The sequence below is a fragment of the Alkalidesulfovibrio alkalitolerans DSM 16529 genome (assembly GCF_000422245.1).
GTDB classification, from domain to species: Bacteria; Desulfobacterota; Desulfovibrionia; order Desulfovibrionales; family Desulfovibrionaceae; genus Alkalidesulfovibrio; species Alkalidesulfovibrio alkalitolerans.
In genome coordinates this window covers 211834-237124 of sequence record NZ_ATHI01000005.1, presented here as the reverse complement: position 1 = coordinate 237124, position 25291 = coordinate 211834, and the positions used below count along the sequence as shown (strand labels likewise).

General features: G+C 66.4%; 27 protein-coding genes. 15 read left to right on the top strand and 12 right to left on the bottom strand.

Annotation, left to right across the window (positions count from 1 at the left end; genetic code table 11):
• Positions 1-69 precede the first annotated feature (69 nt).
• The 6 genes from DSAT_RS04090 to phoU all read left to right on the top strand — a co-directional run bounded on the left by DSAT_RS04090 (position 70) and on the right by phoU (position 6480).
• Positions 70-630 carry an arylesterase gene (locus tag DSAT_RS04090; RefSeq protein WP_235695916.1) on the top strand — a complete coding sequence of 187 codons (561 nt, stop codon included), beginning with the start codon at positions 70-72 and terminating at the stop codon, positions 628-630.
• 113 nt (positions 631-743) lie between these two features.
• On the top strand, positions 744-2363 hold the full coding sequence (locus tag DSAT_RS04085) for a DNA repair protein RecN (RefSeq protein ID WP_020886325.1): 1620 nt from the start codon (positions 744-746) through the stop codon (positions 2361-2363).
• Positions 2364-2520: 157 nt separating this feature from the next.
• The gene (locus tag DSAT_RS04080; RefSeq protein WP_020886324.1) at positions 2521-3204 is read left to right on the top strand and encodes a response regulator; all 684 of its coding nucleotides are present in this window, start codon (positions 2521-2523) and stop codon (positions 3202-3204) included.
• Between the two features lie 2 nt (positions 3205-3206).
• The gene (locus tag DSAT_RS04075; RefSeq protein ID WP_020886323.1) at positions 3207-4970 is read left to right on the top strand and encodes a sensor histidine kinase; all 1764 of its coding nucleotides are present in this window, start codon (positions 3207-3209) and stop codon (positions 4968-4970) included.
• A gap of 66 nt (positions 4971-5036) precedes the next feature.
• Positions 5037-5798, top strand: coding sequence for a phosphate ABC transporter ATP-binding protein PstB (pstB, locus tag DSAT_RS04070; protein WP_020886322.1), 762 nt, complete (start codon positions 5037-5039; stop codon positions 5796-5798).
• 16 nt (positions 5799-5814) lie between these two features.
• Positions 5815-6480 carry a phosphate signaling complex protein PhoU gene (gene phoU / locus DSAT_RS04065; protein WP_020886321.1) on the top strand — a complete coding sequence of 222 codons (666 nt, stop codon included), beginning with the start codon at positions 5815-5817 and terminating at the stop codon, positions 6478-6480.
• 186 nt (positions 6481-6666) lie between these two features.
• Here the strand turns inward: phoU and DSAT_RS04060 are convergent, their stop codons facing one another.
• Positions 6667-7713: a TOBE domain-containing protein gene (locus DSAT_RS04060; protein ID WP_020886320.1), complete on the bottom strand. Its 1047-nt coding sequence runs from the start codon at positions 7711-7713 to the stop codon at positions 6667-6669.
• A gap of 236 nt (positions 7714-7949) precedes the next feature.
• Here DSAT_RS04060 and DSAT_RS04055 point away from each other — a divergent pair, with 236 nt between their 5' ends.
• A complete protein-coding gene (locus tag DSAT_RS04055) occupies positions 7950-8891 on the top strand; it encodes a sulfite exporter TauE/SafE family protein (protein ID WP_020886319.1) in 942 nt (313 codons plus the stop codon).
• A gap of 30 nt (positions 8892-8921) precedes the next feature.
• Here the strand turns inward: DSAT_RS04055 and DSAT_RS04050 are convergent, their stop codons facing one another.
• The 7 genes from DSAT_RS04050 to DSAT_RS04020 form a co-directional block, all read right to left on the bottom strand.
• Positions 8922-10166 carry an HD domain-containing phosphohydrolase gene (locus DSAT_RS04050; RefSeq protein ID WP_020886318.1) on the bottom strand — a complete coding sequence of 415 codons (1245 nt, stop codon included), beginning with the start codon at positions 10164-10166 and terminating at the stop codon, positions 8922-8924.
• Positions 10167-10367: 201 nt separating this feature from the next.
• Positions 10368-11327, bottom strand: a complete 960-nt coding sequence (locus DSAT_RS15575; protein WP_020886317.1) for a hypothetical protein — start codon at positions 11325-11327, stop codon at positions 10368-10370.
• A gap of 17 nt (positions 11328-11344) precedes the next feature.
• Positions 11345-12304, bottom strand: coding sequence for a tetratricopeptide repeat protein (locus DSAT_RS04040; protein ID WP_020886316.1), 960 nt, complete (start codon positions 12302-12304; stop codon positions 11345-11347).
• Between the two features lie 42 nt (positions 12305-12346).
• The gene (locus DSAT_RS04035) at positions 12347-13078 is read right to left on the bottom strand and encodes a hypothetical protein (RefSeq protein ID WP_020886315.1); all 732 of its coding nucleotides are present in this window, start codon (positions 13076-13078) and stop codon (positions 12347-12349) included.
• Positions 13062-13652 (bottom strand): early set domain-containing protein, encoded by a 591-nt coding sequence (locus tag DSAT_RS04030; RefSeq protein WP_020886314.1) that lies wholly within the window; start codon positions 13650-13652, stop codon positions 13062-13064. Before DSAT_RS04030 ends, DSAT_RS04035 begins: the two co-directional genes overlap by 17 nt.
• Positions 13649-14197 carry an RNA polymerase sigma factor gene (locus DSAT_RS04025; protein WP_020886313.1) on the bottom strand — a complete coding sequence of 183 codons (549 nt, stop codon included), beginning with the start codon at positions 14195-14197 and terminating at the stop codon, positions 13649-13651. The genes DSAT_RS04030 and DSAT_RS04025 overlap by 4 nt, the downstream gene beginning before the upstream one ends.
• Before the next feature lie 219 nt (positions 14198-14416).
• Positions 14417-15091, bottom strand: coding sequence for a CBS and ACT domain-containing protein (locus DSAT_RS04020; RefSeq protein ID WP_020886311.1), 675 nt, complete (start codon positions 15089-15091; stop codon positions 14417-14419).
• Between the two features lie 111 nt (positions 15092-15202).
• Between DSAT_RS04020 and larC the strand changes: the two genes are divergently transcribed.
• Positions 15203-15934: a nickel pincer cofactor biosynthesis protein LarC gene (gene larC, locus DSAT_RS04015; protein WP_020886310.1), complete on the top strand. Its 732-nt coding sequence runs from the start codon at positions 15203-15205 to the stop codon at positions 15932-15934.
• A 61-nt stretch (positions 15935-15995) separates the two neighbouring features.
• Here the strand turns inward: larC and DSAT_RS04010 are convergent, their stop codons facing one another.
• On the bottom strand, positions 15996-16877 hold the full coding sequence (locus tag DSAT_RS04010) for a PHP domain-containing protein (protein ID WP_020886309.1): 882 nt from the start codon (positions 16875-16877) through the stop codon (positions 15996-15998).
• Positions 16878-16984: 107 nt separating this feature from the next.
• Between DSAT_RS04010 and DSAT_RS04005 the strand changes: the two genes are divergently transcribed.
• The 6 genes from DSAT_RS04005 to DSAT_RS03980 all read left to right on the top strand — a co-directional run bounded on the left by DSAT_RS04005 (position 16985) and on the right by DSAT_RS03980 (position 21572).
• Positions 16985-17188, top strand: a complete 204-nt coding sequence (locus DSAT_RS04005) for a Trm112 family protein (protein ID WP_020886308.1) — start codon at positions 16985-16987, stop codon at positions 17186-17188.
• An 86-nt stretch (positions 17189-17274) separates the two neighbouring features.
• Positions 17275-17688, top strand: a complete 414-nt coding sequence (locus tag DSAT_RS04000) for an Hsp20/alpha crystallin family protein (protein ID WP_020886307.1) — start codon at positions 17275-17277, stop codon at positions 17686-17688.
• An 11-nt stretch (positions 17689-17699) separates the two neighbouring features.
• Positions 17700-18053 carry an Hsp20/alpha crystallin family protein gene (locus DSAT_RS03995; RefSeq protein ID WP_020886306.1) on the top strand — a complete coding sequence of 118 codons (354 nt, stop codon included), beginning with the start codon at positions 17700-17702 and terminating at the stop codon, positions 18051-18053.
• A 144-nt stretch (positions 18054-18197) separates the two neighbouring features.
• Positions 18198-18944, top strand: coding sequence for a glycosyltransferase family 2 protein (locus DSAT_RS03990; RefSeq protein WP_020886305.1), 747 nt, complete (start codon positions 18198-18200; stop codon positions 18942-18944).
• Positions 18941-20563 carry a glycosyltransferase family 2 protein gene (locus DSAT_RS03985; protein WP_020886304.1) on the top strand — a complete coding sequence of 541 codons (1623 nt, stop codon included), beginning with the start codon at positions 18941-18943 and terminating at the stop codon, positions 20561-20563. The genes DSAT_RS03990 and DSAT_RS03985 overlap by 4 nt, the downstream gene beginning before the upstream one ends.
• A 10-nt stretch (positions 20564-20573) precedes the next feature.
• Positions 20574-21572 (top strand): glycosyltransferase, encoded by a 999-nt coding sequence (locus DSAT_RS03980; protein WP_020886303.1) that lies wholly within the window; start codon positions 20574-20576, stop codon positions 21570-21572.
• Between the two features lie 8 nt (positions 21573-21580).
• Here the strand turns inward: DSAT_RS03980 and DSAT_RS03975 are convergent, their stop codons facing one another.
• On the bottom strand, positions 21581-22066 hold the full coding sequence (locus DSAT_RS03975) for a response regulator (RefSeq protein ID WP_020886302.1): 486 nt from the start codon (positions 22064-22066) through the stop codon (positions 21581-21583).
• Positions 22067-22279: 213 nt separating this feature from the next.
• Between DSAT_RS03975 and DSAT_RS03970 the strand changes: the two genes are divergently transcribed.
• Positions 22280-23104, top strand: a complete 825-nt coding sequence (locus tag DSAT_RS03970; protein ID WP_020886301.1) for a TatD family hydrolase — start codon at positions 22280-22282, stop codon at positions 23102-23104.
• A gap of 76 nt (positions 23105-23180) precedes the next feature.
• Here DSAT_RS03970 and pal read toward each other — a convergent pair whose 3' ends face one another.
• Both pal and DSAT_RS03960 read right to left on the bottom strand, forming a co-directional pair.
• Positions 23181-23729, bottom strand: a complete 549-nt coding sequence (gene pal, locus DSAT_RS03965) for a peptidoglycan-associated lipoprotein Pal (protein WP_020886300.1) — start codon at positions 23727-23729, stop codon at positions 23181-23183.
• A gap of 217 nt (positions 23730-23946) precedes the next feature.
• A complete protein-coding gene (locus tag DSAT_RS03960; RefSeq protein WP_020886299.1) occupies positions 23947-25290 on the bottom strand; it encodes a beta-propeller domain-containing protein in 1344 nt (447 codons plus the stop codon).
• Position 25291 lies beyond the last annotated feature (1 nt).

The following is a 25291-nucleotide window of genomic DNA, read 5'->3' as shown; positions in this document are numbered from 1 at the left end:
CTAGTTGTAGCAATGTCGGTCCTTTTTGCAACAGGCGGCGATCCCCGCGAGGCGCATGGCAGGCATTTCGTGCTGACGTGTCTGGGCGACAGCCTCACCGCGGGCTTCGGGCTTCGGCCCGGGCAGGCGTATCCCGACGTGCTGGAGCGGCTCTTGCGCGAGGAGGGCTACGACGTGCGCGTCATCAACGCGGGCGTGTCCGGCGACACGAGCGCGGGCGGCCTCTCCCGTCTGGGCTGGGCGCTTCGCGAACAGCCAGACGCCATGATCGTGGCGCTCGGGGCCAACGACGGCCTGCGCGGTTTGTCCACGCGCCTTCTCGAGTCCAATCTCGACGCCATCCTGAGCCGTTTGGCGAGCGAACAGATTCCCGTCCTGCTGGCGGGCATGAAGGCTCCGCGCAACCTGGGTGCGGGCTACGCCGATTCCTTCGAGGCGGTCTACCGGCGGCTGGCCGAGCGACGCAACGTCCTCTTCCTGCCCTTCCTGCTCGAAGGCGTGGCCGCGGACCCGTCCCTGAACCTAGCCGACGGTATCCACCCCAACGCGCGCGGCGCGGAGGTCATCGCACAAAATCTGCTGCCCCTGGTGCGCGAACTCCTGGCCCAGGCCGAGGCGCGCGATCCATGAGGCCAGGCGGCTCGGCTCGCGGATTTTCCCGCTCCCCACGGCGCGACGCCCTGCCGGATCGCTGCGACCGGACCGCTTGAGGCGCGGGCGCGAAGAGATTATGGCATAGGGCCATGCTGTGCTACCTTCGCATCCAGAATCTGGCGCTCATCGCCGACGCCGAGCTTGAATTCGCGCCAGGGCTCAATGCCCTCACGGGCGAGACCGGCGCGGGCAAATCCTTCATCCTCAAGGCCCTGGACTTCCTCACGGGCGGCCGCATGGAGGCCGCGAGCGTGCGTCCCGGCGCCGAGCGCGCCGTGGTCGAGGCCATTTTCGAGCACGACGGCAGAGAGATGGCCGTGCGGCGCGAACTCTCGGCCGAGACGGGCCGAAGCCGCCTGTTCTGCGACGACTCTCTGGCGAGTCTGGAGCGTATGGCAGAACTTCGGCCCCGGCTGTTCCTGCTGACCTCGCAGCATGCCCAGGCGCGGCTTTTGTCCGCCGCGCACCAAGCCGAGCTGCTCGACGCCTTTACCACGGCCTCGGAGCTGTTCGCCCGGCGCGCCGAACTGCTCGGCTCGCTGCGCGAGACGGCCCGCGAACTGGCACGCTGCCGCGAAAAGGCGCTCAGGTTGGCGGACAAGCGTGAATTTTTGGAATTCCAGGCCCGGGAGATCGCCAAGGTCGCACCCAAGGCGGGCGAGGAGGACGAACTCATGGCCCGGCGCGAGGCGCTCAAGGGCGCGGCCGAGGCTGGCGAGGCCTGCGGCCGGGCGCTCGCCCTGCTGCACGGCCAGGGCGAAGGGCTGCTCGAAGGGGCCGACATGCTGGCCCGCGAGTTGAAGAGGCTGGCCCAGGCGGACGAAGGCTTCGCCGAGGATGCCGAGGCGGTGGAGGATTTCCGGCACCGGCTGCGCGATCTGGCGGCGCGACTTCGGGTGGGCCCGGCCCAGGCGGACGAAGCCGAGGTCGAGACCGTGGAGAAGCGGTTGTGGGAGCTTGCCCAGCTCAAGCGCAGGCTCAAGCGCGAACTCGACGACATCGTGGCGCTCTCGCGCGAGATCGAGGAGAACCTTTCCTTTCTGGACGCCTGCGGCCTGGACGAGGCGCGGCTCTCCCGTGAGGAGGCCCGTCTCGCGGCCGAGCTTTCCCAGGTCCTCGCGCGGCTGGACGAGGCGCGGCAGAGAGGCGCGAGCGAATTGTGCGCCCGGCTCGAGGAGTCCCTGCGCGAGCTTGGCTTCGCCGAGCAGGTGCGCGTGCTGGCCGAGTTCTCGCCCCAGGAGGTCCATCCGGGCGTGAGCGAGCTTCGCGGCCGCATCCTGTGGGCGCCCAACCCCGGCCAGCCGCCGCAATCGCTGGAGCGCATCGCCTCGGGCGGCGAGCTGTCGCGCTTTCTCCTGGCCCTGGCCGGGCTGTCCGCGGATTCCGACTCGCCGTGCCTGATCTTCGACGAGGTGGACGCGGGCGTGGGCGGCATGACCCTGCACAAGGTGGCCGAGCGCCTGGAGCGCCTGGCCGCCTCCCGCCAGGTGCTGGTCATAAGCCACTGGCCGCAGCTCGCGGCGCGCGCCAGGCGTCATTTCCAGGTCAGCAAGGAGATCATCGAGGGGCAGACCACCACCCGCTGCCGTGCCTTGGCGGCCGCCGAGGTGGAGGCCGAATTGGCCCGCATGGCTGGGGGCGGCGAGCAGGGGCTTCGTCTGGCGCGCGATCTTCTGGCGCGACCCGCCCCTGTCCTTGCAGGGGGCTGAGACGTTCCTCCCGTGCCCTGTCGCGGAATCGTCACCCGATCTGGCCGCTCATCCGGCCGCGTTGCCCTTTGCCTTCCCGCGCTGTAACATGTTTGTCATGATCCCTTCGTGAAACCGTCATGGCGCTGGTGCATTGACACCGTTCATGGAGCAGGCAATGCCAAAAGATACGATCCTGGTGGTCGAGGACGACGAGGACATTCTCCATCTCCTCCAGTTCAACCTTGAATCGTCCGGATACGAAGTGGTAACGGCCATGGATGGAGCGCAGGCCCTGGCCAAGGCGCGCCGTCACCATCCCGAGCTGGTTCTGCTCGACCTGATGCTGCCCGGAATGGACGGCTTCGAGGTCTGCAAGGAACTGAAAAAGCTCCCCGAAACAGCCAAGACGCCCATCATCATGCTCACCGCGCGCGGCGAGGAAGTAGACCGCATCGTCGGTCTCGAACTCGGCGCGGACGACTACGTGGTCAAGCCTTTTTCCCCGCGCGAGATCATCTTGCGAGTCAAGGCCATCCTGCGCCGGGGCAAGCCCGAGAAGCCGTCGCGCCAGATGTGGAAGCGCGACGGGCTGGCCGTGGACATGGACGCCCACCGCGTGGAGGTGGACGACGAAGAGATCCAACTCACGGCTACGGAATTCAAACTGCTCGCCGAACTCATCCGCAGCCAGGGCCGGGTCCAGACCCGCGACCAGTTGCTGAATTCGGTCTGGGGTTATGAATTCGACGGCTATGCGCGCACCGTGGACACCCACGTGCGCAGGCTGCGCCAGAAGCTCGGCGCTCACGCCGGGCTGGTCGAAACGGTGAGGGGCGTGGGCTACCGCTTCAAAGAGTAGCCGTGCGTTCCGCCGCCTCCTTCCAGTCGCGTCTGGCCGCGCTTTTTCTGGTCGTCGTCCTGGCCGCCTTGCTGCTTCCCGTTCTTTCCACTCGCCTCATCCTCGACCGTGGCATCGAGCACGACGCGCGCGAGGAAGCGGCACGCCGGGTGCTGCTCGCCTCGGCCCTGCTCGAAGGGGCGGCGGGCGCGGGAGACCGCGAATCCCTGGAGGCCGCGCTTTCGAGCGTGCGCGAACGTATCGGCGTGGACATGGTCTTTATTCCGGCCGACGAGGCGAGAGGGCGCGCCGACCTAGTCGGAGCCGCTCTTGCGGGGGGGGCGGCCGAAAGCGATCGCCAGGACGGGAGGGGCGGGCGCGAGACGGTGCGGGCCGCAAAGGCCGTACGCCTGGAAGTTGGGCCGGGCGTGCTTTTGCTTGCCGAGTCCGTGACCGCTCCGGCGGACCGCTCGAACCGCATGTGGGGCAACATCGTGCTCGCCGTGCTGGGCAGCTTTCTGGTGGCCACGCCGCTGTGCCTGTACCTGACGCGCCACCTGACCCGCTCCATCGAATCCATGGCCTCTGTGGCCGAAGCCATAGGCCGGGGCGAGTGGGAGCGGCGCATCCGGGTCACGCCGGGTCGCGAGTTCGACGCCCTGGTCGAGGCCATCAACCGCATGGCCGCCAACGCCCAGGCGCAACTGGCCACCATCGGCACGCAGAAGAGCCAGCTCGAAGCCGTGCTGGACAGCATGCGCGAAGGGGTCATGGTCCTGGACGAGGAGGGGCGCATCGTTTCGGTCAACAGGGCGCTCGGCGACATCTTTCCCGGGATTGGTCGCCAGATGGGAAAGAAGCCCATCGAGGCGATCATGGATTCGGGCCTGCAACGTGCCTGCGACAAGGCGCTGCACGGCGAGGGCGGTACCACCGTGCTGCAGATCGAGCCGGACCGCGATCACGTCTACGACGTGAGCGTGGTCTCGCCGACCGAGCGCGGACACGGACTTGGCGCGGTGGTGGTTTTTCACGACATCAGCCGTCTGACGCAGCTTGAACGGGTCCGGCGCGACTTCGTGGCCAACGTCAGCCACGAACTGCGCACGCCGCTGACGTCCATCAAGGGCTACGCCGAGACGCTTTTGCACCAGGGTGGGAAGGCCGACCCGCCGACCACGGCCCGATTTCTGGAGATCATCCTCAAGAACGCCAACCACATGGGCAAGATCGTGGGTGATCTGCTCTCTCTCTCGCGCCTGGAGGCCGGGCAGCAGGCCATGAATTTCGCCGAAGTCGACGCGGCGTCGGCGCTCGCCGGGGCGCAGCGCGAATGCGCCGCCCTGGCTGAAGCGCGCTCCGTGCGTCTCACAAGCTTGCTGCCCCGCGAAGGGGTGCTCGTGGTCGCTGACTACGACCGGCTGACCCAGGTTTTCCGCAACCTGATCGAGAACGCCGTCCGCTTCAGTCCTTCCGGAGAGGACGTCACGGCCACGTTCCACATGGACGGCGACTTGGCGGTTTTCGGCATCGCCGACAAGGGCCCCGGCGTGCCCAAGGAAGATCAGAAGCGCATTTTCGAGCGTTTTTTCAGGGTGGAGCGACACCACGCCAAGTCGCCGGGGTCGTCGGGGCTCGGGCTCGCCATCTCCAAGCACATCGTGGAGAGGCACGGCGGCAGGATATGGGTGAACAGTCCCGTCCCGGGCGAGGACCGCGGTTCACTCTTCTATTTCGGCATCCCGCTATCCAGGCGCAACGAGATTGTAACAATCGACGGGGTATGACCCATTGATGATTGCGCCGCGCGCCCTTGCGGGCGACGAGCGGCAAGAGACGCCACAGGAGATCGCATGGCTCAAAGCACCAAGATGGAAGCCAGGAACCTGAACTTCTACTACGGCTCCTTCATGGCCCTGGACGACATCACCTTGAAGTTCCAGGACAACAACGTGACTTCGCTCATTGGCCCCTCGGGCTGCGGCAAGAGCACGTTCATTCGTTGCCTGAACCGCATGAACGACCTCATCCCCGGCACCCGGGTCGAGGGCTCGCTGACCATGGACGGCGTGGAGGTCTACGACCCCAAGGTGGACGTGGTCGAACTGCGGCGGCGGGTGGGCATGGTCTTTCAAAAGCCCAATCCGTTTCCAAAATCGGTTTTCGAGAACGTGGCCTACGGACTGCGCGTGAATGGCGTGAAGGACAAGAACTTCATCGTCGAGCGCGTGGAATCGAGCCTGCGCAACGCGGCGCTGTGGGACGAGGTCAAGGACCGCATCCACGATTCGGCCCTGGGCCTTTCAGGCGGGCAGCAACAACGGCTGTGCATCGCCCGGGCCATGGCCGTGGAGCCGGAGATCCTGCTCATGGACGAGCCGTGCTCCGCGCTCGATCCCATCGCCACCCAGAAGATCGAGGAACTCATCTTCGAACTGAAGAAGAAATACACGATCATCATCGTCACCCACTCCATGCAGCAGGCGGCCCGCGTCTCGGACATGACGGCCTTTTTCTACATGGGCAGGCTGATCGAGACGGACAAGACCGAGACACTGTTCACCCGGCCGAAAAACAAGCAGACAGAAGACTACATCACCGGCCGCTTCGGCTGATTGGGAGTATCGCGATATGGAACGCACGCATCTGGAAAAGGAACTCGACAGCCTCAGGCTGCATGTCCTGGAAATGGCCTCTCTGGCCGAGAAGGCGCTCGATCTGGGCCTCAAAGCGGCCGCCGAGCGGGATTCCGACCTCGCCGAGCAAGTCATCGAAGGTGACGTGGAGATCAACCGCCTGCACTGCATTGTGGACGAAATCACCCTTTCCATCCTCGCCCGCGAGCAGCCAGTGGCGCGCGACCTGCGCTTCGTCCTAGGCAGCGCCAACACGGCCGCGAACCTCGAGCGCGTCGGGGATCAGGCCGTGAACATCGCCGAGCGGGCTGTGCTTCTCAGTCAGCGCCCCGTGTTGCCGCATAACCCCCTCATGGAGGAACTGGCCGCCAAGGTGCGCGAGATGCTGCACATGGCCATCCAAGCCTACAACACCAACGACACAGAACTGGCGCTCCGGGTCTGTGAGATGGATTCCGGCGCGGACACGTTGAACATGAAGATCCTCAAGCATTACCTGGATTTCATGATCCAGGAGAGCCGCTCCGTGGAGCGCGCCGTGCACAAGATCATCAAGGCCCGCTGCCTCGAACGCGTGGGCGATCTGGCCACGAACATCGCCGAGAGTGTGATTTTCATCGTCAAGGGAGTGGACATCAGGCAGACGTGCCGTCCGTACTGACGGAATTCCGCCGTATTTCGGAAAGTAATGGGGGATGGCCGCCAAGCCGTCCCCCGTTTTTTGCTGCTGGGAGCGCAATGTAAATGGCTTTGCACTCCCTCGGCTTCGCCGCCGAGGCCGCCGAAGACGGGCCGTACTGGCAACCAGGCGCACGAAAATAATGCCTGATTTCTGCTCCGGGCAATATCACTCCGCGTTGAGGATCACGGAAAAGGCGCTGCACCAGACCGTGGCCGACGCACCTGTCTTCAGGCCCAGACTGTCCGCGCTTCGTGTGGTCACGACCGCGCATATGGCGGTCCCGTCCGGCAGTTCGACCACGACCTCGGTGGTTACCGCGCCGCGCGTCAGGTCGCGGACCACGCCCAGAAAGCAATTGTCGGCCGAGGTGGCCGCATCTGTCACATCTGCCTCGCCGGGCGTGCCGGGCGCGACGAGCACCCAGGGAGCCTTGACCTCGGCCGTGACCATGCTCCCTTCGCGAAGTCCAAGCGCGCTGAGGCTGCCCATGGTGATGACGGCGCTGATGATCTGGCCGCCCAGTGCCTCGACCGTGACCAGGGCCTGCACATCACCAGGTTCGATGCGCGTGATGCGGCCGTAGAAGGCGTTGCGCGCGCTCGATCGGCGGCGCTCCTTGGCCAGGAAACGTTCCACGTGCCGCTTGGCGTCGTCTTCCGGATAGTCGTGCCAGGCGGCGGTCAGGCTCGGGCTCGACTGTCCCAGGGTCTTTTGTACCACGGACAGCGGCACGCCGCCGCCGAGCATCTCTACGGCCCTGGAGCGGCGAAGCACCGTGGGGCTCGCCAGGGAACGGGGCAGCCCGGCCTCGGCGGCGCGCGCGGCAAATGTGCGCCGCACCTGACCCTGATCGAGCTGCAAGAGTCGTCCGGCCAGTTCGCTCGCTCCCGGCAGGGCCGCAATTCCGCTCAGTTCGGCGCAGACTTCGGGTGGCAGGGGAATCTGCCGCCGCCCAAGGCGCACGACCCCAGCCACACAGTCCACGTCACTACGCTCGTTAAGCGCAAGCACTTCGCCCAGCCGCGCGCCCGTGGCCCGCAGCAGCAGGAACACGGCCAGCATCCGTCGTCGCGACAAAGACGCCCGGCCTGGCGCGGCCTGGCCTGCCCAAGTCCTGAAGGCTGCCTCGAAGGCCGCAAGCCCCACTGTGTCCAGGCTGCGCGCGCCGTTCTCGCCGTCCTCGTCCGCCGGTTTCGTGCCGGTACTGGTCATCGGTGCCTCTGTGCGTCGGATACGGGAAAAATTTCACGTGACTTTTCACGGCCAATGCCGTACATCTTCGTTGTCACGAAAATAGGTGTTTTCGTGACTTTTGGCAACGGGTCCGCGCTGCGCGTCAGAGCGGCAGTCCGGACTCCAGCGCCTCACCTTCCCGCCGCCATGCTGTCTGTCGGACCGCTGCGGGCGGGGTCCGGCCCGCAGCCGGGCAATGTCGAACGGAGGACGCCATGCACTTTGCCGTCGCGGGTATCGAGGTCTCGCCGTGGCTGCCGCCCCTGGTGGCTTTCGGCATCTCTTTCTTCACCTCCATGGGCGGCGTGTCCGGGGCGTTCCTGCTCCTGCCGTTCCAGGTGTCGGTCCTGGGCTACACCAATCCCTCGGTCAGCGCCACCAACCAGTTGTTCAACATCGTGGCCATCCCCTCGGGGGTCTACCGCTACATACGCGAGGGCCGCATGGTCTGGCCGCTGACCTGGGTGGTGGTGCTGGGCACCCTGCCCGGCGTCTTCGCCGGAGCGATCATCCGCGTGCAGTGGCTGCCGAACCCGAGCCACTTCAAGCTCTTCGCCGGGTGCGTGCTCCTGTACATCGGCGTGCGCATGGTCCGGGACCTTCTTAATCCCAAGCCCGGCAGCAAGGCCGAGGCCGAGAAGCGTTTCCAGGCGCTCGTGACCGCGCACCGCAAGAAGGCGGCGCAAAGCCGCGAGCCTTTGCCGGCCGTGCGCGTGCTCGGCTGGAACCTCTCCCGCGTTTCCTACGAATTCTATGGTGAGCGTTTTGACGTCTCGGCGCCGGGCATATTCGCCCTGAGCCTCGTGGTCGGGATCGTCGGCGGTGTCTACGGCATCGGCGGCGGGGCTATCATCGCGCCGTTCTTCGTCTCGGTCTTCGGCCTGCCGATCTACACCGTGGCCGGTGCGGCGCTCATGGGCACCTTCGTCACCTCGGTCTTCGGCGTGGCCTTTTATCAAATCATCGCGCCGTTTTATCCGGCCCAGTCCGTGGCCCCGGACTGGATGCTCGGACTCTTGTTCGGCGTGGGCGGCATGGTCGGCATGTACCTCGGCGCGCGTTGCCAGAAGTTCGTGCCCGCCAAGGTCATCAAGTGGGGACTGGCTGGCGTCATCGTCTACACGGCCGGAAGTTACGTGATCGGATTCTTCCTGTAGCTTGACCGGTCAGCGCCCCAAGGGCTCGATTCAGTCCATGGGGTCGGGATAGCGCGCCCGGATGGCGCGGATGATGTCCTGGATGGCGAAGAAGGCTTCCACCACCTCTGGATCGAAGTGGCGGCCCGATTCACGGCGGATGAGATCGAGCACGCGATCCTCGGGCCAGGGGTTCTTGTAGGTCCGGCGCGAGGAGAGGGCGTCGTAGACGTCGGCCAGGGCAGTGATGCGTGCTGCGAGCGGGATCGCCTCGCCGGTCAGCGCCTCGCCGAGCCGTACACCGTCGGGAGGGTCCTCCCCACGATCGTCGATCTGTCCAGGATAGCCTCCGCCCGCCCACCGTTCGTGGTGGCGAAGCGCGATGTCGCGGCACAATTCGTCCAGGTCGCCCAGCGAGGTGTCGAAAAGCCGCGCGCCATACACCGTATGCCACTGCATGGTCGCGAATTCGTCGCCCGTGAGGCGCTCGGGCTTTTTGAGAATTGCGTCCGAAACGCCGACCTTGCCCACGTCGTGCAGCATGGCGGCGATGCGCAGGAGGTCCTTCTGGCGCTTGATGGTCTTCAGGGGCACTTTTCGCTTCAGCGCCCAACTGTGGTATATTTCGGCAGCATAGGCTCCCACGCGCTGAACGTGCGCCCCGGTTTCGGAGGGGTCGCGCAGTTCGGCCATGCGCACCATGCGCAGCACGAGTTCGCGGGTCATGCGTCCGCGTTCGATGGCCGCGGCCGCGTGCTGGGCGAAGATGGGCAGATAGGCCGCCAGGCTGGGTGCAAAGGGGGCGGGCAGCCCGTCCGGGCCGCGCGCGTTGATGAGTTGCATCACGCCCATGAGGTGGCCGTCGATCGATTTGATGGGCAGGGTCAGGAGCGAGCGCGTCCGGTAGCCGGTCTGCTCGTCGAAGCTCTTGTTGAAGCGGTAGGGGAGATCGGGCGAGAGGGCGTAGGCATCGTCGATGAGCAGCGGCTGTCCGGTGAGCGCCACGTGGCCGACCAAGGAAGTGCCGTCCAGGGGAAGCGTGTAGCTCTGGTAGACTTCGGGGCTCACGCTGCCGTCGCGGCCCTCCGGAAAGAGGGTGTCGTTGTTGACGTAGCCGAAGGCGAGACGGCCGTCGCGCACGACGAAGATCGTGCCCGCGTCGGCGCCGGTCAGTTTGCGCGCTTCCAGAAGGATCGCCTCGAGGATCGCGTCTACATCCTTCAGGCCGTTCAGTTCGTCCACGGTACGCAGGATGTCGGTCAGGATCGCATCCCCGCAGCCTTCCCCTCTGGTCATGCCCGTCTGTCTCGCTTTGGCCCGTGCCGGCCGTGGTTTGCGCACGCATTGTTTCTTGCGTGATAATATCAAGATATCCACAGGTTGCAATGATTTCGTGAACCACGTCCGCCATGGGCGACAACCTGTGGATGACGGCGCGAAAGAAGGGGCCGGTGCTTATCGCCCGGCCCCAAGATTTGCGGAGATGATGCGCTGTGGCTAGTTTCTGCCGCCACCCTGGCCGCCGCCCTGGCCGCCACCCTGGCCGCCACCCTGGCCACCGCCAGGACCACCGCCACGGCCTCCACCTGGGCCTCCGCCTTTGCCGCTGGCTCCGCCGCCAACCCCGCCTCCAATCCCGCCTCCAATCCCGCCGCCGACGCCTGCCACGCCTCCTCCGACAGCCTTGCCCGAGGCTTGGGACATGCCCATGGAGGCGCCCCGCGACGAACTCGAAGATGCGCCGCGCGCGCCGGGCGTATCGGATTTGCCCGTGGTCGTGTTGCGGCTCGTCGGCCCCATGGCGGCTTCGCGGCCGCGTGCGGTTTCACGGCTCCGCGCGGCTTCGCTCACGCTCCTGCCGAAGGCCGCCCCATGTGCCGCCGCCTCGGAGGCTCGCGCCAATCCAGGAGCGCTCGCGGCCCGTTCCTTGGCGATGCCAAGGCCGATGACGCTCGGGTGCACGCCCAGTTCGTGGGCGATTTGCCCCCAGCCCATGCCTGCCTCGCGCATGGCCGCGATGTCGGCCGTGGTCACGCCGGTGGCCGATGACACGGCGCTATCGTATGCTTCCTGGGCGGCCGCAAGCTCTGCCTCGGCCGCCGCAATGGCGTCTGGATCCCCGGATGCCAGGGCCTCGGCGTAGGCTTCCTGGGCTGCTTCGAGGTCGCTTGTGGCCTCGGCGACGGCCTCGTCGGTCTCTTCGGCTGCGGCCGCCGCGAGATTCGCGGCGATGGCCGCCTGCGTGGGGTTGCTGAAGGCGGGGGAGGTTTCGCCCTGGTCTGCCTCGCCCGTCTCGCTTCCGGCGTCGGTATCGGCGTCGGTACCCGTGTCCGTGCCGGTGTCGGCCTCGCTTTCGGTTTCAGCGCCTGTCTGGTCCGTGTCCTGAGCCAGGGCGGGAAGACCCGCGACGGCGAGCAGCACGAGACAGGCCAGGAGAAGGCGTAGTATGATAGACATGATGTGCCCTCCCATGATCATTCGACCTTGGTGAAGATGGCGACGGAGTGGCCCTTGGTGAAGGACCGGCCGTCAACGGTTATGGTCTCGGCTTCACCGAACCAACTCGGCGTGAGCCGCTCCGGAGCGACTTTGGGGTGCATGCGGGCGACATAGTCCCGGACCGCCAAGGCGCGTTGCCGGGCAAGGGCGGGGTCGCCCTCGGCGAACGCGACCACATGCAGGCGCAGGTCCTGCTTGACGGACATTATGGAGCCGACCACGGCCAGAGAGGCGCGCGAGTCCTCGGTGAGCGTGGCGCTGTTGGGGCTGAATTCGATTGCCCTGAGCGTGACGGTTCTAAGACCCAGCAGGTGGTTGCGCCAGGTGAAGTCTCCCAGGCGGTTCAGCATCCGCGTTCCCTGACGGGCCATGGCCCCGTCCGGATACCATTCAAGATAGCGCAGCATCACCGCGCGCATCTCCTCGTCGCGGTCCAGCCTCTCAAGAGCCACGGCTTTGTTGAACAGGGCCTGCGGCTCATACGGATCGAGGCGCAGCACGCGGTCGTACAGTTCGAGCGCGGCAGCGTTTTCGCCACGATCGAGCATGTTGTGTCCCAGATAGAGCGAAGCGGGCAGATGGCGTGAATCGAGCGCCAGAGCTTTCTCGTAGGCGGCTCGTTCCTTGTCCGGCTCCATCAGTGCCCACCAGGTCACACCCTCCCAGAAACGATACTCTGCGTTGCCCGGCGCGAGGCGCACGGCCTTTTCGATGAAGGGCAGCGCAGCCTCCGGCTTGTCCTCGGCCAACTCGAAACGCGCCATGTAATAGTTCAGGCCGGGATCGTCGGGTTCTTCGGCCAGCCGCGTGGCAAAGGCCGCACGGCCGTCGTCGTAGCGCTTGGTATTTAGATAGTATTGCCCCTCGACCATGGCGCAGCCCGAAAGTGCCAGGAGCAGCGGGAACAAGAGGAGCAAGGGGGCGTGGATTCTCATTGTGCCTCCATATACGTTTCGCAGGGGCTGTTCGGTCACGGATCAATTTTCGGGGCGGCCCGGAAGCTGGCGCATGTCGCGGCTGGTCAGCCCGAGGTCGTGCAGCATCTCGCCGGGCCCGCCTCCCTCGGCCAGGGTCCGGACGGCCGCCTTTGCCACGGCGGCGTCGCTCGCGCCCGTATCGCGGGCGCGTTGCACGGCCTTGAAGAGATGGATCCAGGCAGGGGTCAAAGTGCCTGACTCAAGTCCCTGGCTCAGGATGTGGGTCGAGAGGTCGGACGGGAAGCCGATACCGTTCAGGAAGGCGCGCGCGCGTGCGGCCGTGGCCAGCATGGTCGGCGATGCGCCAAACGCCTGCTGTGCAAGTTCGGCCAGCTCCTCGCGGGAGAGGCCGAGCCGCAGACTGTCGCCCGCCAGGACCACGTCGTCGGGCGTCGGCGCGAACGCGCCGCCACGGGCAAGGGCACCCCGGGCGAAGGCATAGTCGTCGCGCATGGCGTCCACGGCGCGGACGATGGCCTGTCCCGGCACGCGCTTGGCCAGGCCCTCCGCGACCTTGGCCGCCAGCGGGCCTTCGGGCAGTCCCTGGGCGCGCGCCTGCTCGATGAGGGCGGCTATGGCCCGTGCGTCGTCCCGGCTCAGGCGGCCGTTCTCCACGGCCGCATCGAGGCTGCCATGGCCGGACGCGCAAAGCACCGGAGCGGCCGCCAGGAGGAGCCATGCCGTCACGAGCCACAGGGCCGAGACAACAAGAATGCTAGAGCGTCGCGCCATTGCCGGTCCTCACCAAAAGCACGGAATTGCGGCTGCCGAAACCATCGTCGGCGCTGATGGCTGCGGTGGGATCGGGCAGGGTCACAGCCCCGTCGAGCAGAAAGACGTATTCGTGGCTGCCTGGGGGCAGGGCGGCGGTCAGGGTCCAAAGCCCCGTGGCCGCGTCGTGGCGCATGGTCCAGCCGGCCGCATTCCAGCCGTTGAAGCTGCCGATCACGGCCACCTCGCGCGCGCCGGGCGCGGCCAGCACGAACCTGACGGGAGAGCGTCCCTCGGGCGGCGTTACGTCAGTCATGATGCCGCCGAAGCGAAGAGCGCCGCCCACGGCCAGGAGCAGGCAGGCCGCCAGGGTCAGGCCGTGAAGCGGCCGCAGGCTCACCATGCGCGGCGTCATGAGCCAGCACATAAGCCTTGTGGGCCAAGGTTCGGGCTCGGGCAGCGGCTCTTTGGCCGCGATGCGCTCCATGACCCGGGCCGTGAAGTCGTCCCCCGGCCCGATGTTGGCAAGCGTACGCAGCCGCTCGGCCAGCCGGACGTCGGAGTCGTTGTTTCGGGTGTTTTGAACGGTTTTCATCGCAGGTCCTCCCCATAGCGCTCGCGCAAGAGGCCCAGGCCCCGGTGCACGCGCATCTTCGCCCCGCTCACGGAAAGTCCGAGAATCGCGGCTACGTCGTCGAGGGGCATGTCCTCGATATAGCGCAGGGCTAGCGCCTCGCCGTATTTGGGCGGCAGATCGCGCAGGGCGTCGAGCAGCCGGGCCGCGTGCAGGCTGTCTGCCGGGTCTCTCTGGTCGGCGCGGCAGGTCCGCTCGACGTCGCTCTGCGCGAGCGGCTGGCGCGCCGTGCGCCGCGCATGGTCGCGGGCCAGATTCAGGGACAGGGTGTAGAGCCAAGTGAAGAAGCGGCGTTTGGGGTCATAGGCCGCCAGACGCTCGAAGGCCCGCACAAAGGCGTCTTGGGCCAGTTCGCGGGCCGTGTGCTCGTCGCGGGCGAAGCGCAGCATGAGCCGGAACACCGGTCCCTGGTAGCGCCGGACGAGCACGGCGAAGGCATCGCGCTCGCCGCGCAGCGTGCGGCTCACGGCCCAGGCGTCGTCTCTGTCGTTTCCCGGCTGATCCATGCATTCACATATACGCCCGCCAGGGGCGGCCGGTCACACTTTGCGATCGAAAAAAGATCAGACAGGTCCATTCGGTCCGTCCGCCCCGCCCTGGGGCGGACCATTGCGGGGAGGCTCCAAAAAAGGCACGGCCTCCCGCGCATGCAGCCATGTGCGGGAGGCCGTGATGTACATGCGCTCCCTGGAGCGCAACGATCGGCCGCCCGGCGGCCGTTTCGATCACTGCACCACGGGATGCACGTTGTCGCGCAACCAGAACATGAGCTCGTAGGCGCCGCTCAACTGATCTCGCAGCTTGTTCAACTCCGACTTCTCCATCTCGGCGATGCGGATGTAGGCGTTGCGGTGCTCCTGACCCTGCGGATAGACCGTCATGATCGAAAGGATGCTGGCTCCGGCGTTGGTGATGTCCTGCAGGATGGGCTTGAGCGCGCCCGGCTCACGGGTCAGCTTGAAGCCCATCTGGATGCCGCCGTCGCGCACGCGGGTGATGTCGATGAAGACCCTGAAGATGTCCGACTCGGTGATGATGCCCACCACCTTGTTGGCGTCGTCCACCACGGGCAGGCCGCCCACGCGGCGGTCGTGCATGACCACGGCGGCTTTTTCCACCGTGTCCTCCACGTGCAGGGCGATGGCGGTCTTGGTCATGATGTCTTTGACCTTGATCTCGGAAAGCAGATAGTACAACTCGTGCACGTCCAGGGTCGTGGCCTTGGAGGGCGAGGCTTCCTTGACGTCCCGGTCGGAGATGATGCCGATCAGCCTGCCTTGTTCGTCCACGACGGGCAGGCGGCGGATTTCGTGGTCCTTCATGAGCTTGGACGCCTTCATCATGGATTCGTCCGGGCTCACGGTGATGACGTTCTTGGTCATCCAGGTCTTCACGCGCATGGGGGAGGGCTCCTTGTAGCGGTTCGGCGGTCACGTATCGCCTTTTTTTCAAATATGGCACAGCCCATTGGCTTTTTCAACCTGTCAGGGGCGTCGCGGAGACGGATGTTCATGAAATCGCACGATAAGACGCTTTTTCTCGATCCTCGGGGCGGGATCGCCGGAGATATGCTCCTGGCCGCGCTGGCCGGGCTCGGGGCCGATCTTGCGCGCTTTCAGGCCCTGCTTCGCGCGGCCGGGCTCGACGTGGCTCTTTCGCTCGAGCAAAGGAGCCGGGCGGGCATCGCGGGCGTGGGACTTCGCATCGACGCGCCTGGCGCGCAGCCTCTGCGTCATCTCGCGGATCTTCTCGCTCTCACGGACGCGCTCTCGCTGCCGCCCCGCGCGGCGGGGAGGAGCAGGGCGGCCTTTCGCAGGCTGGCGGAGGTGGAGGCGGCGGTGCACGGCGTGGGGATTGAGGAGGTGCATTTCCACGAGGTCGGGGCCGTGGACACGCTGGTGGACGTGGCCGGGGCCTTCTGGGCGCTCGACGAGCTTCGCGTGGGCGAGGTCGTGTGCGCGTCGCTACCCTGGTTCTCGGGCACGGTGGCCTGCGCGCACGGGCTCTTGCCGCTTCCCGCGCCCGCCGTGCTGCGGCTGCTTGAGGGCAAGCCGGTCTACGCCACCGGCATCGAGGAGGAGATCGTCACGCCCACGGGCGCGCTGCTCGTGGATCAGGTCGCGACGCGCTTCGCGCCGGGGCCGGACGGGATCGTCCTGGCCCAGGCCACAGCCTTCGGCGGCCGGGTCATCGAGGCTGCGCCGTGGGGGCTTCGGGCCGTGTTATTGGAGAACTACTTGTAGACGCCGCCCCTGTAGCCGGCCTTGAAGATGAACAGCAGCGAGGCAGTGGCCCGGTTCGGCTTCAGGCTGGCAGGCCCTGGGCGGCGCGGCGCTCCTTGAGCGTTTCGAGCACGGCGTAGGGCACGTGCAGGTTGCCCTTGCCCGTGCCGAGCCTGATTTCCGGCTTGACCGCGCCGTGAAAGTCCGATCCGCCCGAGACGACCAGCCCCAGGCGCTCGGCCAGGCACAGGTACTCGTAAACCTTGTTGCGCGAGTGCTCGGTGTAGTAGGCCTCGATGCCGTCCAGCCCGTAGTCCGCCAGCCGCCGGACCACCGTCTCGATCTCGCGTACCGAGAGGTCGTAGATCGCCGGGTGCGCCAGGATGACCGTGGCGCCCTCGGCCTTGAGCAGTTCCACTGCCTCGCGCTGGCCAAAGGCGGTCTTTGGCGTGTAGGCCGCGCCCGAGCGGCCCAGATAGCGGTCGAAGGCCTCCTGCACCGACCCCACGTAGCCCTTCTGCTTGAGCAGGCGCGCGATGTGCGGCCGCCCCACGGTGCCGTCGGTAATGGCGTTCAACTCTTCAAGGCTCACTTCGCAGCCAAGGCGCGTGAGCTTTTCGACCATCTCCAGGTTGCGCTCGTTTCGCCGCGAGATGAGCCAGGCAAGCGCCGCGCCGAGTTTGTCCGTCTTCTCGGGCAGCCACAGACCCAGGATGTCCATGGAGCGGGGCTCGCCCGTGGCGGTCAGTTCGCAGCCGGGGATGAATTCCATGCTCAGTCCCTGCGCGGCCTGCCGCGCCTCGGCGAGCCCGTCCACGGTGTCGTGGTCGGTCAGGGCCAGGGCCGAGAGCCCGGCCTCGGCGCCTAGGCGCACGACCTCGGCGGGCGTACAAGTGCCGTCCGAGGCGGTGGAGTGGCTGTGCAGGTCGATGCGACGTTGATCCGAGGCGATGATTTTGGGCATGATGCCTCTTTGTATCCTGCCCCGAGCGTGTGGGCAAGGCTTGCAAGCCTTGAAGCTGCGCCGACAACCGGATAGAGTGCCGCCATCTCGCCGCAAAGGAGCGCCGCATGGCACTGAACCCCGAACTTCTGCAAATCCTCGTCTGCCCCAGGTGCAAGGCCGACATCGAACTCACGCCCGAGGAGGACGGCCTGATCTGCCGCGCCTGCGGCGTCGCCTATCCCATCGTGGACGACATCCCGGTGATGCTCGTGGAAGAGGCCATCCCCCTGAACGAATGGGAAGAAAAGCGCCCTTCGGCCAAGAAGTAATTCAGCCTTCCAGCCCCTGTTGACATTTTGCGCGACCGTCCTAATACGGTTGTCGATATCCCAAAATTTCACAGGAGGCTGCGACCATGGTCATCGACTTCAGCAATTTCCATGATCTGCCGCGCCAAATGGATCGCGTTCTGGCCGAATTCATGCGCCCCTACGGGCCTGTCTCGCGGGGCATGGCCTATCCGCCGCTGAACATCAGCGAGGACGAGGAGAGCGTGGTCATCGCCGCCGAGATCCCCGGCGTGGACATGTCGGAACTGGACCTGACCCTGACCAACAAGAGCCTGGTCATCAAGGGCGAGCGCAAGGTGGAGCAGGGCAAGTATTACCGCCAGGAGCGCCCCACTGGTCCGTTCCAGCGCATCGTCACCCTGGGCGTGCCGGTGGACCGTGACCAAATCAAGGCCACCCTCAAGGACGGGGTGTTGACCGTCGTCCTGCCCAAGGCCGAGGCGATCAAGCCGCGCAAGATCAGCATCGAGGACGCATAAGGAGTGAGGATATGAGCAAGAAGGAACGCAAGTTTCCCACCGTGCGTCCGTCCACCGACATCCTGGAGAAGGAGGACGGCTTCCACATCTTCATGGACCTGCCCGGCGTTTCGCGAGACGATTTGGTGCTTGACCTGCGCGAGAACGAACTCGTGGTGTCCGGCCGTGCCGACGTGGGCCTGGACGAGAAGAAGCGGCACGTGGCCGTGGAATTTGGCGGCGGCGAATACAGCCGCACCTTCACCCTCTCCGACATTGTGGATCGCGAGCGCATCGTGGCCAACTTGAAGAACGGCGTGCTCGAAATTTTCATGCCCAAGAAGGAGAAGGAGAAGCCCAAGCGCATCGAGATATCCGGCGCGTAGCAGGCCGCCCCGAAAGCGCTATTCTCCCGCATTGCGCGGCGCGGCCAAAGGCGGCCGCGTCGCGCTCCGTTTTCGCCGTCCCCAAGGCTTTCGTCTTGACAGGCGGCCCCTGCGCGTCCATGTCCTTGGGCCAGGAGCCTTCGCATGCGTCCATCCCTGGCCACCATCATCCTGCATTACGGCAAGCCCGCGCTGGCCGCGCGTCTGCAGGCGCAGCTTTCGGCCAGCGATCCGGAATACACGGTCCGGGTGCTCGACAACGCCGCGCCCGAACCCTATCCCGATGCCTGGCTCAGGCTGCCCGAGAATCGCTACTGGGCCGGAGCCCTGGCCCACACTTGCGGCCTTCTCGCGGATGAGGGCTTCTCGCACGTCCTTTTTCTGAACAACGATCTGGTCTTCACCTCCCAGCCACCCCATCTGGCGCGGCTTTTCGGCCGTCTGAAGCATTTCGAGTCGGCAGGGCAGGGCCGCGTGGGTATCCTCGTCCCGGCGGTGGAGAAAAGTCCTTACCATCCTCAGATGGTGGCCGATCCGCGCCTCTCCCATTCCGACGTGGAGATCGTGGATGGCATCGCCCCGTGCCTCGATCTGCGCTGCCTTGCCGACGTGGGCGGCCTGGACTTTGACGAGAATCCCTTCGGCTACGGCGTGGACATGTGGCTCTCCATCCGGGCGCGTCGACGGGGCTGGCGTCTGGTGGTGGACCACCAGACGCGGGTACGCCACCGCTATCACACCACGGCCAGGGCCACCGAAGGTTTCATGGAGCGCGCGGCCAGGGCCGAACACGCCTACCTCGCCGCGAGACTTGGGCCGGACTGGCGGGCCTGGATCGAGGCCCTGAAGACCAGGCGGGTGGATCAACCGCTGCCTGGGGGCGGGCGGTGAACGCGGCTGCCGAGACCTTCGAGCAGGCGCGGTTGCACGGCTGCGCCGGGCGGCTGCACCTGTTGCGCATGGCCCGCGCCTGCCTGAACGAGGGCGCGCAGGAGACGCCGGGCGTGGCGCGCGCGGCCTGCGAGGCGGATCCTTTTTCCCCTGCCGCGGCCGGACTTCTGGCTCGCATCGACCCGGCCAGCCGCACGGGCCTCGCCTTTGCCGCGAGCCGCACGGCTGAAGCGGCTGAACTTTCGTCCCGTGTGCGCAAGACCCTGGACCGCGATGGAGCCAAGGGGGCCATGGCCCTGCTCGAAGCCGAACTCGCAACGCGACCCGGCGATCCCGCGGCTTTCGGCGCGGCCTACGACCTGGCGTGGCGCGCTGGTCATCCGGCCTGGGCGCTGGGGCTTTCTGCGCGGCGCGGCCAGGCGCTGCCCGTGTCGGTGCGGGGGCGTTTCAGGGGCGACATGGCGCTTCTTGCGGGCGACCCGGAGCGCGCCCGGCACGAATACGGCGAGGCCCTTGCGGCCGAGCCGGGGCTGTTCTCGCCCGGCCTGTGCCTGGGGCTTGGCGAGGCGCTTTTGCGTCTTGGACGGCCCGAGGAATGCCTGCGGCTTTGGGCCGAAAGCCTTGCCCGCCATCCCTGGCACGCGACGCTTCTCCTGCGCCTGCACGATCTGGCCACGGGAACGCGCGAGGCCGCCTCGCCGCTGCCCGGCCCCACGGCCTGCCTGCTCTACACCTGGAACAAGGCCGCGCTCCTTCACGCCGCGCTCGAAAGCCTGACGGCCTCCGCGCTCGGGCCGGACGACGCCGTGATCGTGCTCGACAACGGTAGTGCGGACGAGACGCCCAGGGTGCTCGCGGCCTGGGAGGAGCGGCTTGGGCGGGATACACGGCCTCGCTTTTCGACCTTCCGGCTGCCGATCAACGTGGGCGCTCCGGCCGCGCGCAACTGGCTTTTGGCCTTGCCGGAATTGTCGGGTTTCACCTTTGCGGCTTTTCTCGACGACGACATCGTGCTGCCGCCGGACTGGCTTTTGCGGCTCGGCGCGGCCGTGGCTGCCTATCCAAAGGCCCGCGTCTGGGGCTGCAAGGTCGCTCAGGCCGGAAACTGTGCGGTGTTGCAGTCGGCGGACCTCACCCTCGCGCCCGGTTCGGACGAGACGCCTTTCGCCGTCTCGGACATTCATTTGCAAGGGCCGGACCTGGGGCAGCACGACTACTGCCGCCCCTGCGCGAGCGTCACGGGCTGCTGTCACCTCTTCCGCACGGCCGATCTGGCGCGCGACGGCGGCTTCGACATCCGCTTCTCGCCCAGCCAGTTCGACGACCTGGCGCGCGACCTGCGCCTGCTGCTCAGCGGCGGCGAGGCCGTGTACCAGGGCCATCTGGCCGTGCCCCACGCGCGCGCCACGGGCGGACGCGACGGGGTCTTTGGCGCGGCCGCGGCCAATGCGCGCGGCAACGAGATCAAGCTGCACGGGCTCTTCGGCCCGGACGAGATCGCGCGCATGCGCGCGCAGCAATATGGTTTTCTGGCCGAGGACCTGACGCGCAAGCGGGAGCGGCTGCGTGAATTGTTGGACGGCGCGGCCGGGCTTGAGCCTTGGGCCGTGGACTGGTAGCTACAAACCCATGCGGATCTTCGTCTTTCTGCCCCCGGTGAGGGCCGCGAGCGGCGGCATGGCCGTGTTGCGTTCCGTGGCCGGAGCGCTTGCGCGTGGCGGCCGCGAGGCCTACCTTGTGCCGCGCGAGCAGGGCCGCGCCGAACTCGGCGACGCGGACGCGCCCGTTGTGCCCTGGGAGAGCCTGCGCCTTGCGCCCGAGGACATCTGGCTGGTGCCCGAGGGCTGGCCCAACGCGCTGTTGCCGGGGCTGTCGGCCGGGGCGCGCTGCGTGGTTTACGTGCAGAACTGGGCCTACCTCTTCTCCGGCCTGCCCGAGGGCGCGCATTGGCAGGGGCTGCCGGTCTCTTTTTTGGCCGTTTCAGACCCAGTGCGGGCGTATCTGCGTGAGACGCTCGGCGTAGACGCTCCGGTGCTCAGGCCGGGGATTGATCCCGTGTTCTTCGCGGCGGGGGGAGAAAAAACCTCGGGCAGACCCGTGGTGGCCTACATGCCGCGCAAGAACAAGGCGGTTTGCGAGCAGGTCCGCGAGGGCTTGGCCGCAAGATTTCGGACCCGTGGCCTGCCGTCGCCGCTGTGGCGCCCCATCGAGCGCATGTCGCCCGCGCAGGTGGCCAGCGCGCTGGCGGAGAGCCACGTCTTTTTCGCCGCCGGGTTTCCCGAGGGGCTCGGCCTGCCGCCGCTCGAAGCCATGGCCGCAGGCTGCCTGTGCGCCGGTTTCGGAGGATACGGCGGGTTCGATTACATGCGCCAGGCAGGGGATTTCGCCGGGGCTTACCGCCCCTGGCATCCGTTGCGCGAGGTCGCCTGGAGCGGCAACGGGCTGTGGTGCGCCGACGCGGACGTGTCCGCGGCCATCAACGCCCTGGAGCAGGCCCTGGGTTGGATCGAAAGCGGGGACGAGCGCCTGGGCGCGACGATCGAGGCGGGGAGGCAAACCGCGAGGGCTTATTCGCGCGAGACGCACGAAGCGGCGGTGCTCGACGTTTTCGGGGCGTTTTTGCGATGAGAGAGGTCTCAACGCTCGATGGAAATACCCCTGGCGTGAAGAATTTCGAGTATTTTTTCCAGCAGGGCTTCGGCCTTGTAGGGCTTGACGATCCAGCCGTCGCAACCCGCATCCGTGAATCTGGCGATGTCCGCGGCCACGGCACGGCCCGTCTGGATGAGCACGGGCAGGTCTTTTCTGTGGGATTCGGGCGACCTGACGCGCCTGAGCACTTCAAGGCCGTCCACGCGCGGCAAAACGATGTCCAGGACGACGAGGTCGTACTCTGCCGTCCGAAGACGCTCCAGCGCCTCGCAGCCCGAGACCGCGACGTGCACCTCGAATCCCGCCCTGGCGAGAATGGATTCGATGACGAAGCGATTGGCCGGATCATCCTCGGCCACAAGGATTCGCAAGCGCGCGAGGTCGCCGCTTTTGAGCCCTTGCGAGGGCAGGCCGCCTGCGTGTGCGGTCGCGCCGCCGACGGTCTCGAGACTTTCCGATCCGTTGTCCACGTGTTTCGCTCCGAGGTGCGCCCAGGTGGCGCACCGTATTGAGATACAAAAACATTCATTTGTAAATGTGTCAATAAAATTCGCTTCCTATGTTCATTCTTTAGTCAAGAATGATGCCGCGAGGCGGGCTTTGCGGCTTCGTGCCGACGCCAGATGCGAGAAGCGATGGCCAGGTCGTCTGCGCCCGGCCGGGCGCATCGTGAAGGAGAGATGATGACCAAGAGCAAGACTTCGCGCCCTGATCCGGCCTCGTTCGGACTGCCGCCAGGGGGCGTGGATTCGCATGCGCACCTCGACATGGACCGGGCCTTCGCCGACGACCTCGACGAGGCGTTGGTTCGGGCCGTGGCCGCCGGAGTGACGGGTGTGGGCAACGTCTTTTTGGGGCCCGACGCCTACATGGTCGGCAAGGACGCCTTCGTGCGCCATCCGGGCGTGTTCTTTCTGCTCGGTGTGCACCCGAACGATGCCGACGCCTGCACGCCCGAGACGCTGTCGTCCATGCGCGAGGCCTTTGCGTCGGACGCGAGGCTTCGCGCCGTGGGCGAGATCGGCCTCGACTTCTATTGGGACAAAGTGCCCCCAGACGTGCAGCGGCAAGCCTTCACGGCGCAGCTCGACCTGGCCCGGCAACTTGGGGTGGCGGTCGTCATCCATTGCCGCGACGCCTTCGACGCGACCCTCGACGTTCTCGACGCCGAGGGGTTCCGTGACCGGCCCGTGCTCTGGCATTGCTTCGGCGGCGACACGGCGCAAGCGCGCGCCGTTTTGGATCGGGGCTGGCATCTTTCCGTGCCTGGCCCCGTAACCTACAAGAAGAACGAGGAATTGCGCGAGGCAGTGCGATTCATCGGGCTCGAACGTCTGCTTCTGGAGACGGATTGCCCGTTCCTAAGCCCCGAGCCCTACCGGGGCACGCGCAACGAGCCCGCTTATCTCGTCTTCACGGCCCAGGCCGTGGCCCAAACGCTTGCCGTGCCGGTCGAGGAGGTCTGGAAGAGGACGGGGGACAACGCTCGCGCGTTTTTCGGCGTGTAAGGCTGAGGACGACAAGGAAAAAGGCCGCGCCGGGAAATTCCGACGCGGCCTTTTTGATGAGCGGGTGCCGATCGGGCTAGCCGGCGACCTTGAACTCGCAACGGCGGTTCTTGGCCCAGGCGACTTCGTTGTTGGCGGGGTCGAGCGGGCGGGATTCGCCGTAGCTGACCTTGCTCAGGCGGTTGGCAGGCACGCCCAGCAGGACCAGGAACTCGTAGGCCGAGTTGGCGCGGCGCTCGCCCAGGGCGAGGTTGTATTCCTCGGTACCGCGGTTGTCGCAGTGGCCTTCGATCACGACGCGCATGTTGGGGTACTGCTTCAGCACCTGGGCCTTGGCCTGCAAGATGGAGCGGGCTTCGGGCTTGAGGTCGTACTTGTCGAAGTCGAAGTGGATCATGCGACCGATCTCTTCCTTGGCGGCGGCAATAGCGGCAGCCTCGCGCTGACGCTGCTCCTCAAGCTGACGCTGGCGGAGCGCCTCTTCCTCGGCGCGACGCTTGGCGTCGTCGTCGGTCGTCGCGCTCGGGGGCACGTCGCTCGCGGCCTGCTTGCTGGAACATCCGAGACCGGCGGCCAAGCCGGCAACCATCAACGCCACAACCAGAAAACGAAACGCGGCTTTCATAAAGCCCTCCTCAAGAAAATGGTTGAAAGCTCATGGGACCACGGCGCGTCCTTTCCATGGCTGCCCCTTGTTTGCCTTTGTCCCTTCCTGGGACGACGCGGGCAGGGAATCTACCTCGAATTCAATTCTTGTAAAGCTGTCCGGCGATCAAAGCAGGACGCCATTCGCCGGGCATCGTTAAAATTATGCCATTCCCCAGGGGGGTGGGCAAGCTTTTTCAGCGTTTCAAAGCCCACGACGGGGACTTGGCTTCTCCGGGGCCGGTTTCGATGTACATGGGGCCGTCGCCGTGCCGGGTGGTCAGGTAGAGTTTGTATTCTCCTGTCCTGTCCGAGGTGAAGGCGATGTAATAGCCGTCCGGGGCGAAGGCCGGGGCTTCGTCGTCGTAGCCCGGAGGGCCGAAGGTCAACTGCCGCTCGCGACCGGTCTGCAGATCGTGGACGAAGATGCGGTGCCAACCGTCCACCATGCGCGAAAAAGTCACGAGCCTGCCGTCGGGGCTTATGGAAGGGCTGGTGTTGTACTTGCCTTCGTATGTCACGCGAGTGACCTGTCCCGTGGGAACGTCGAGCAGGAAGATGTGCGGGTTGCCTGCCCGGCCCGAGGTGAAGACCATCTTTGAGCCGGTGGCGTCGAAGCTCGGCGAGACGTCGATGTTCCAGCTCTGGGCCAGGGGCCTGAGAATGTTGAAGTCCCTGTCGAGCAGATAGATGTCCGGCGCTCCGGCGATGTTCAGGGTCAGGGCCAGGTTGCCGTCAGGCAGGAAAGAGGGGCCGATGACCGCGCTGCCCTTGAGGTTGATCAGGCGCACCCCGGATTCGTCCCAGATGCCCAGGCGGTGTCCATCGGGCTGGATGTAGGTGAAGGCCAGCGCCTTGCCGTCGGGCCGGAACGCCGTGCTGGTGCAGATGTGCGGCAGGTTGGTCAGGCGGCGCGGATCGCGGCCCGTGGCCCTGGCGGCCCAGACGTTATGGGCCTGGCCTTCCTTGCGGGTGAAGGCCAGTTGCGAGAGGAAGAACTCGCCTTGTCCGGTGAGGACTTTCATGAGTTCCGAACAGAAGAGGTCCGCGACATCGGGCACGTGGATGGGACGCACGTCGTCGTATGCCTTGCCCAAAAGAAGTTGCCCGGAAAGGGCCTCGTAGACGCGAAGCTCGACCGCGCCCGTCTCTGGAGCGGTCTCCCGCCAGGCGCTCGTCATAATGATGTCCGCGCGCGAGAGCAGAAAACGCCTGAACTCGATGCCCTCGGCCGTGGGCGCGGTGACTTTGAGCCCTCCCAGCACGTCGGATTCCGCCATCTGAAACAGGAAGGGCATGTAGCCGATGTTGTGGCGGATGCGTTCCTGCAGGGTGTGGGCCATGCCGGGCAGTTCCCGGCCGGGTTCAATGGGCAGGGGCGCGGTCTGGGCGATGTTCAACTGACGTTGCCCGGGGCCGTAGATGTCCACGGCGATGGATGAGGCGCGCGCCTCGATCGGCCACGCGACGCCCAGGCAGAAAAGGGCGGACAGGACGATCAGGGCCGCGGCGAGGCGGCGGGGGGAAGTGGCGCGGTTCATG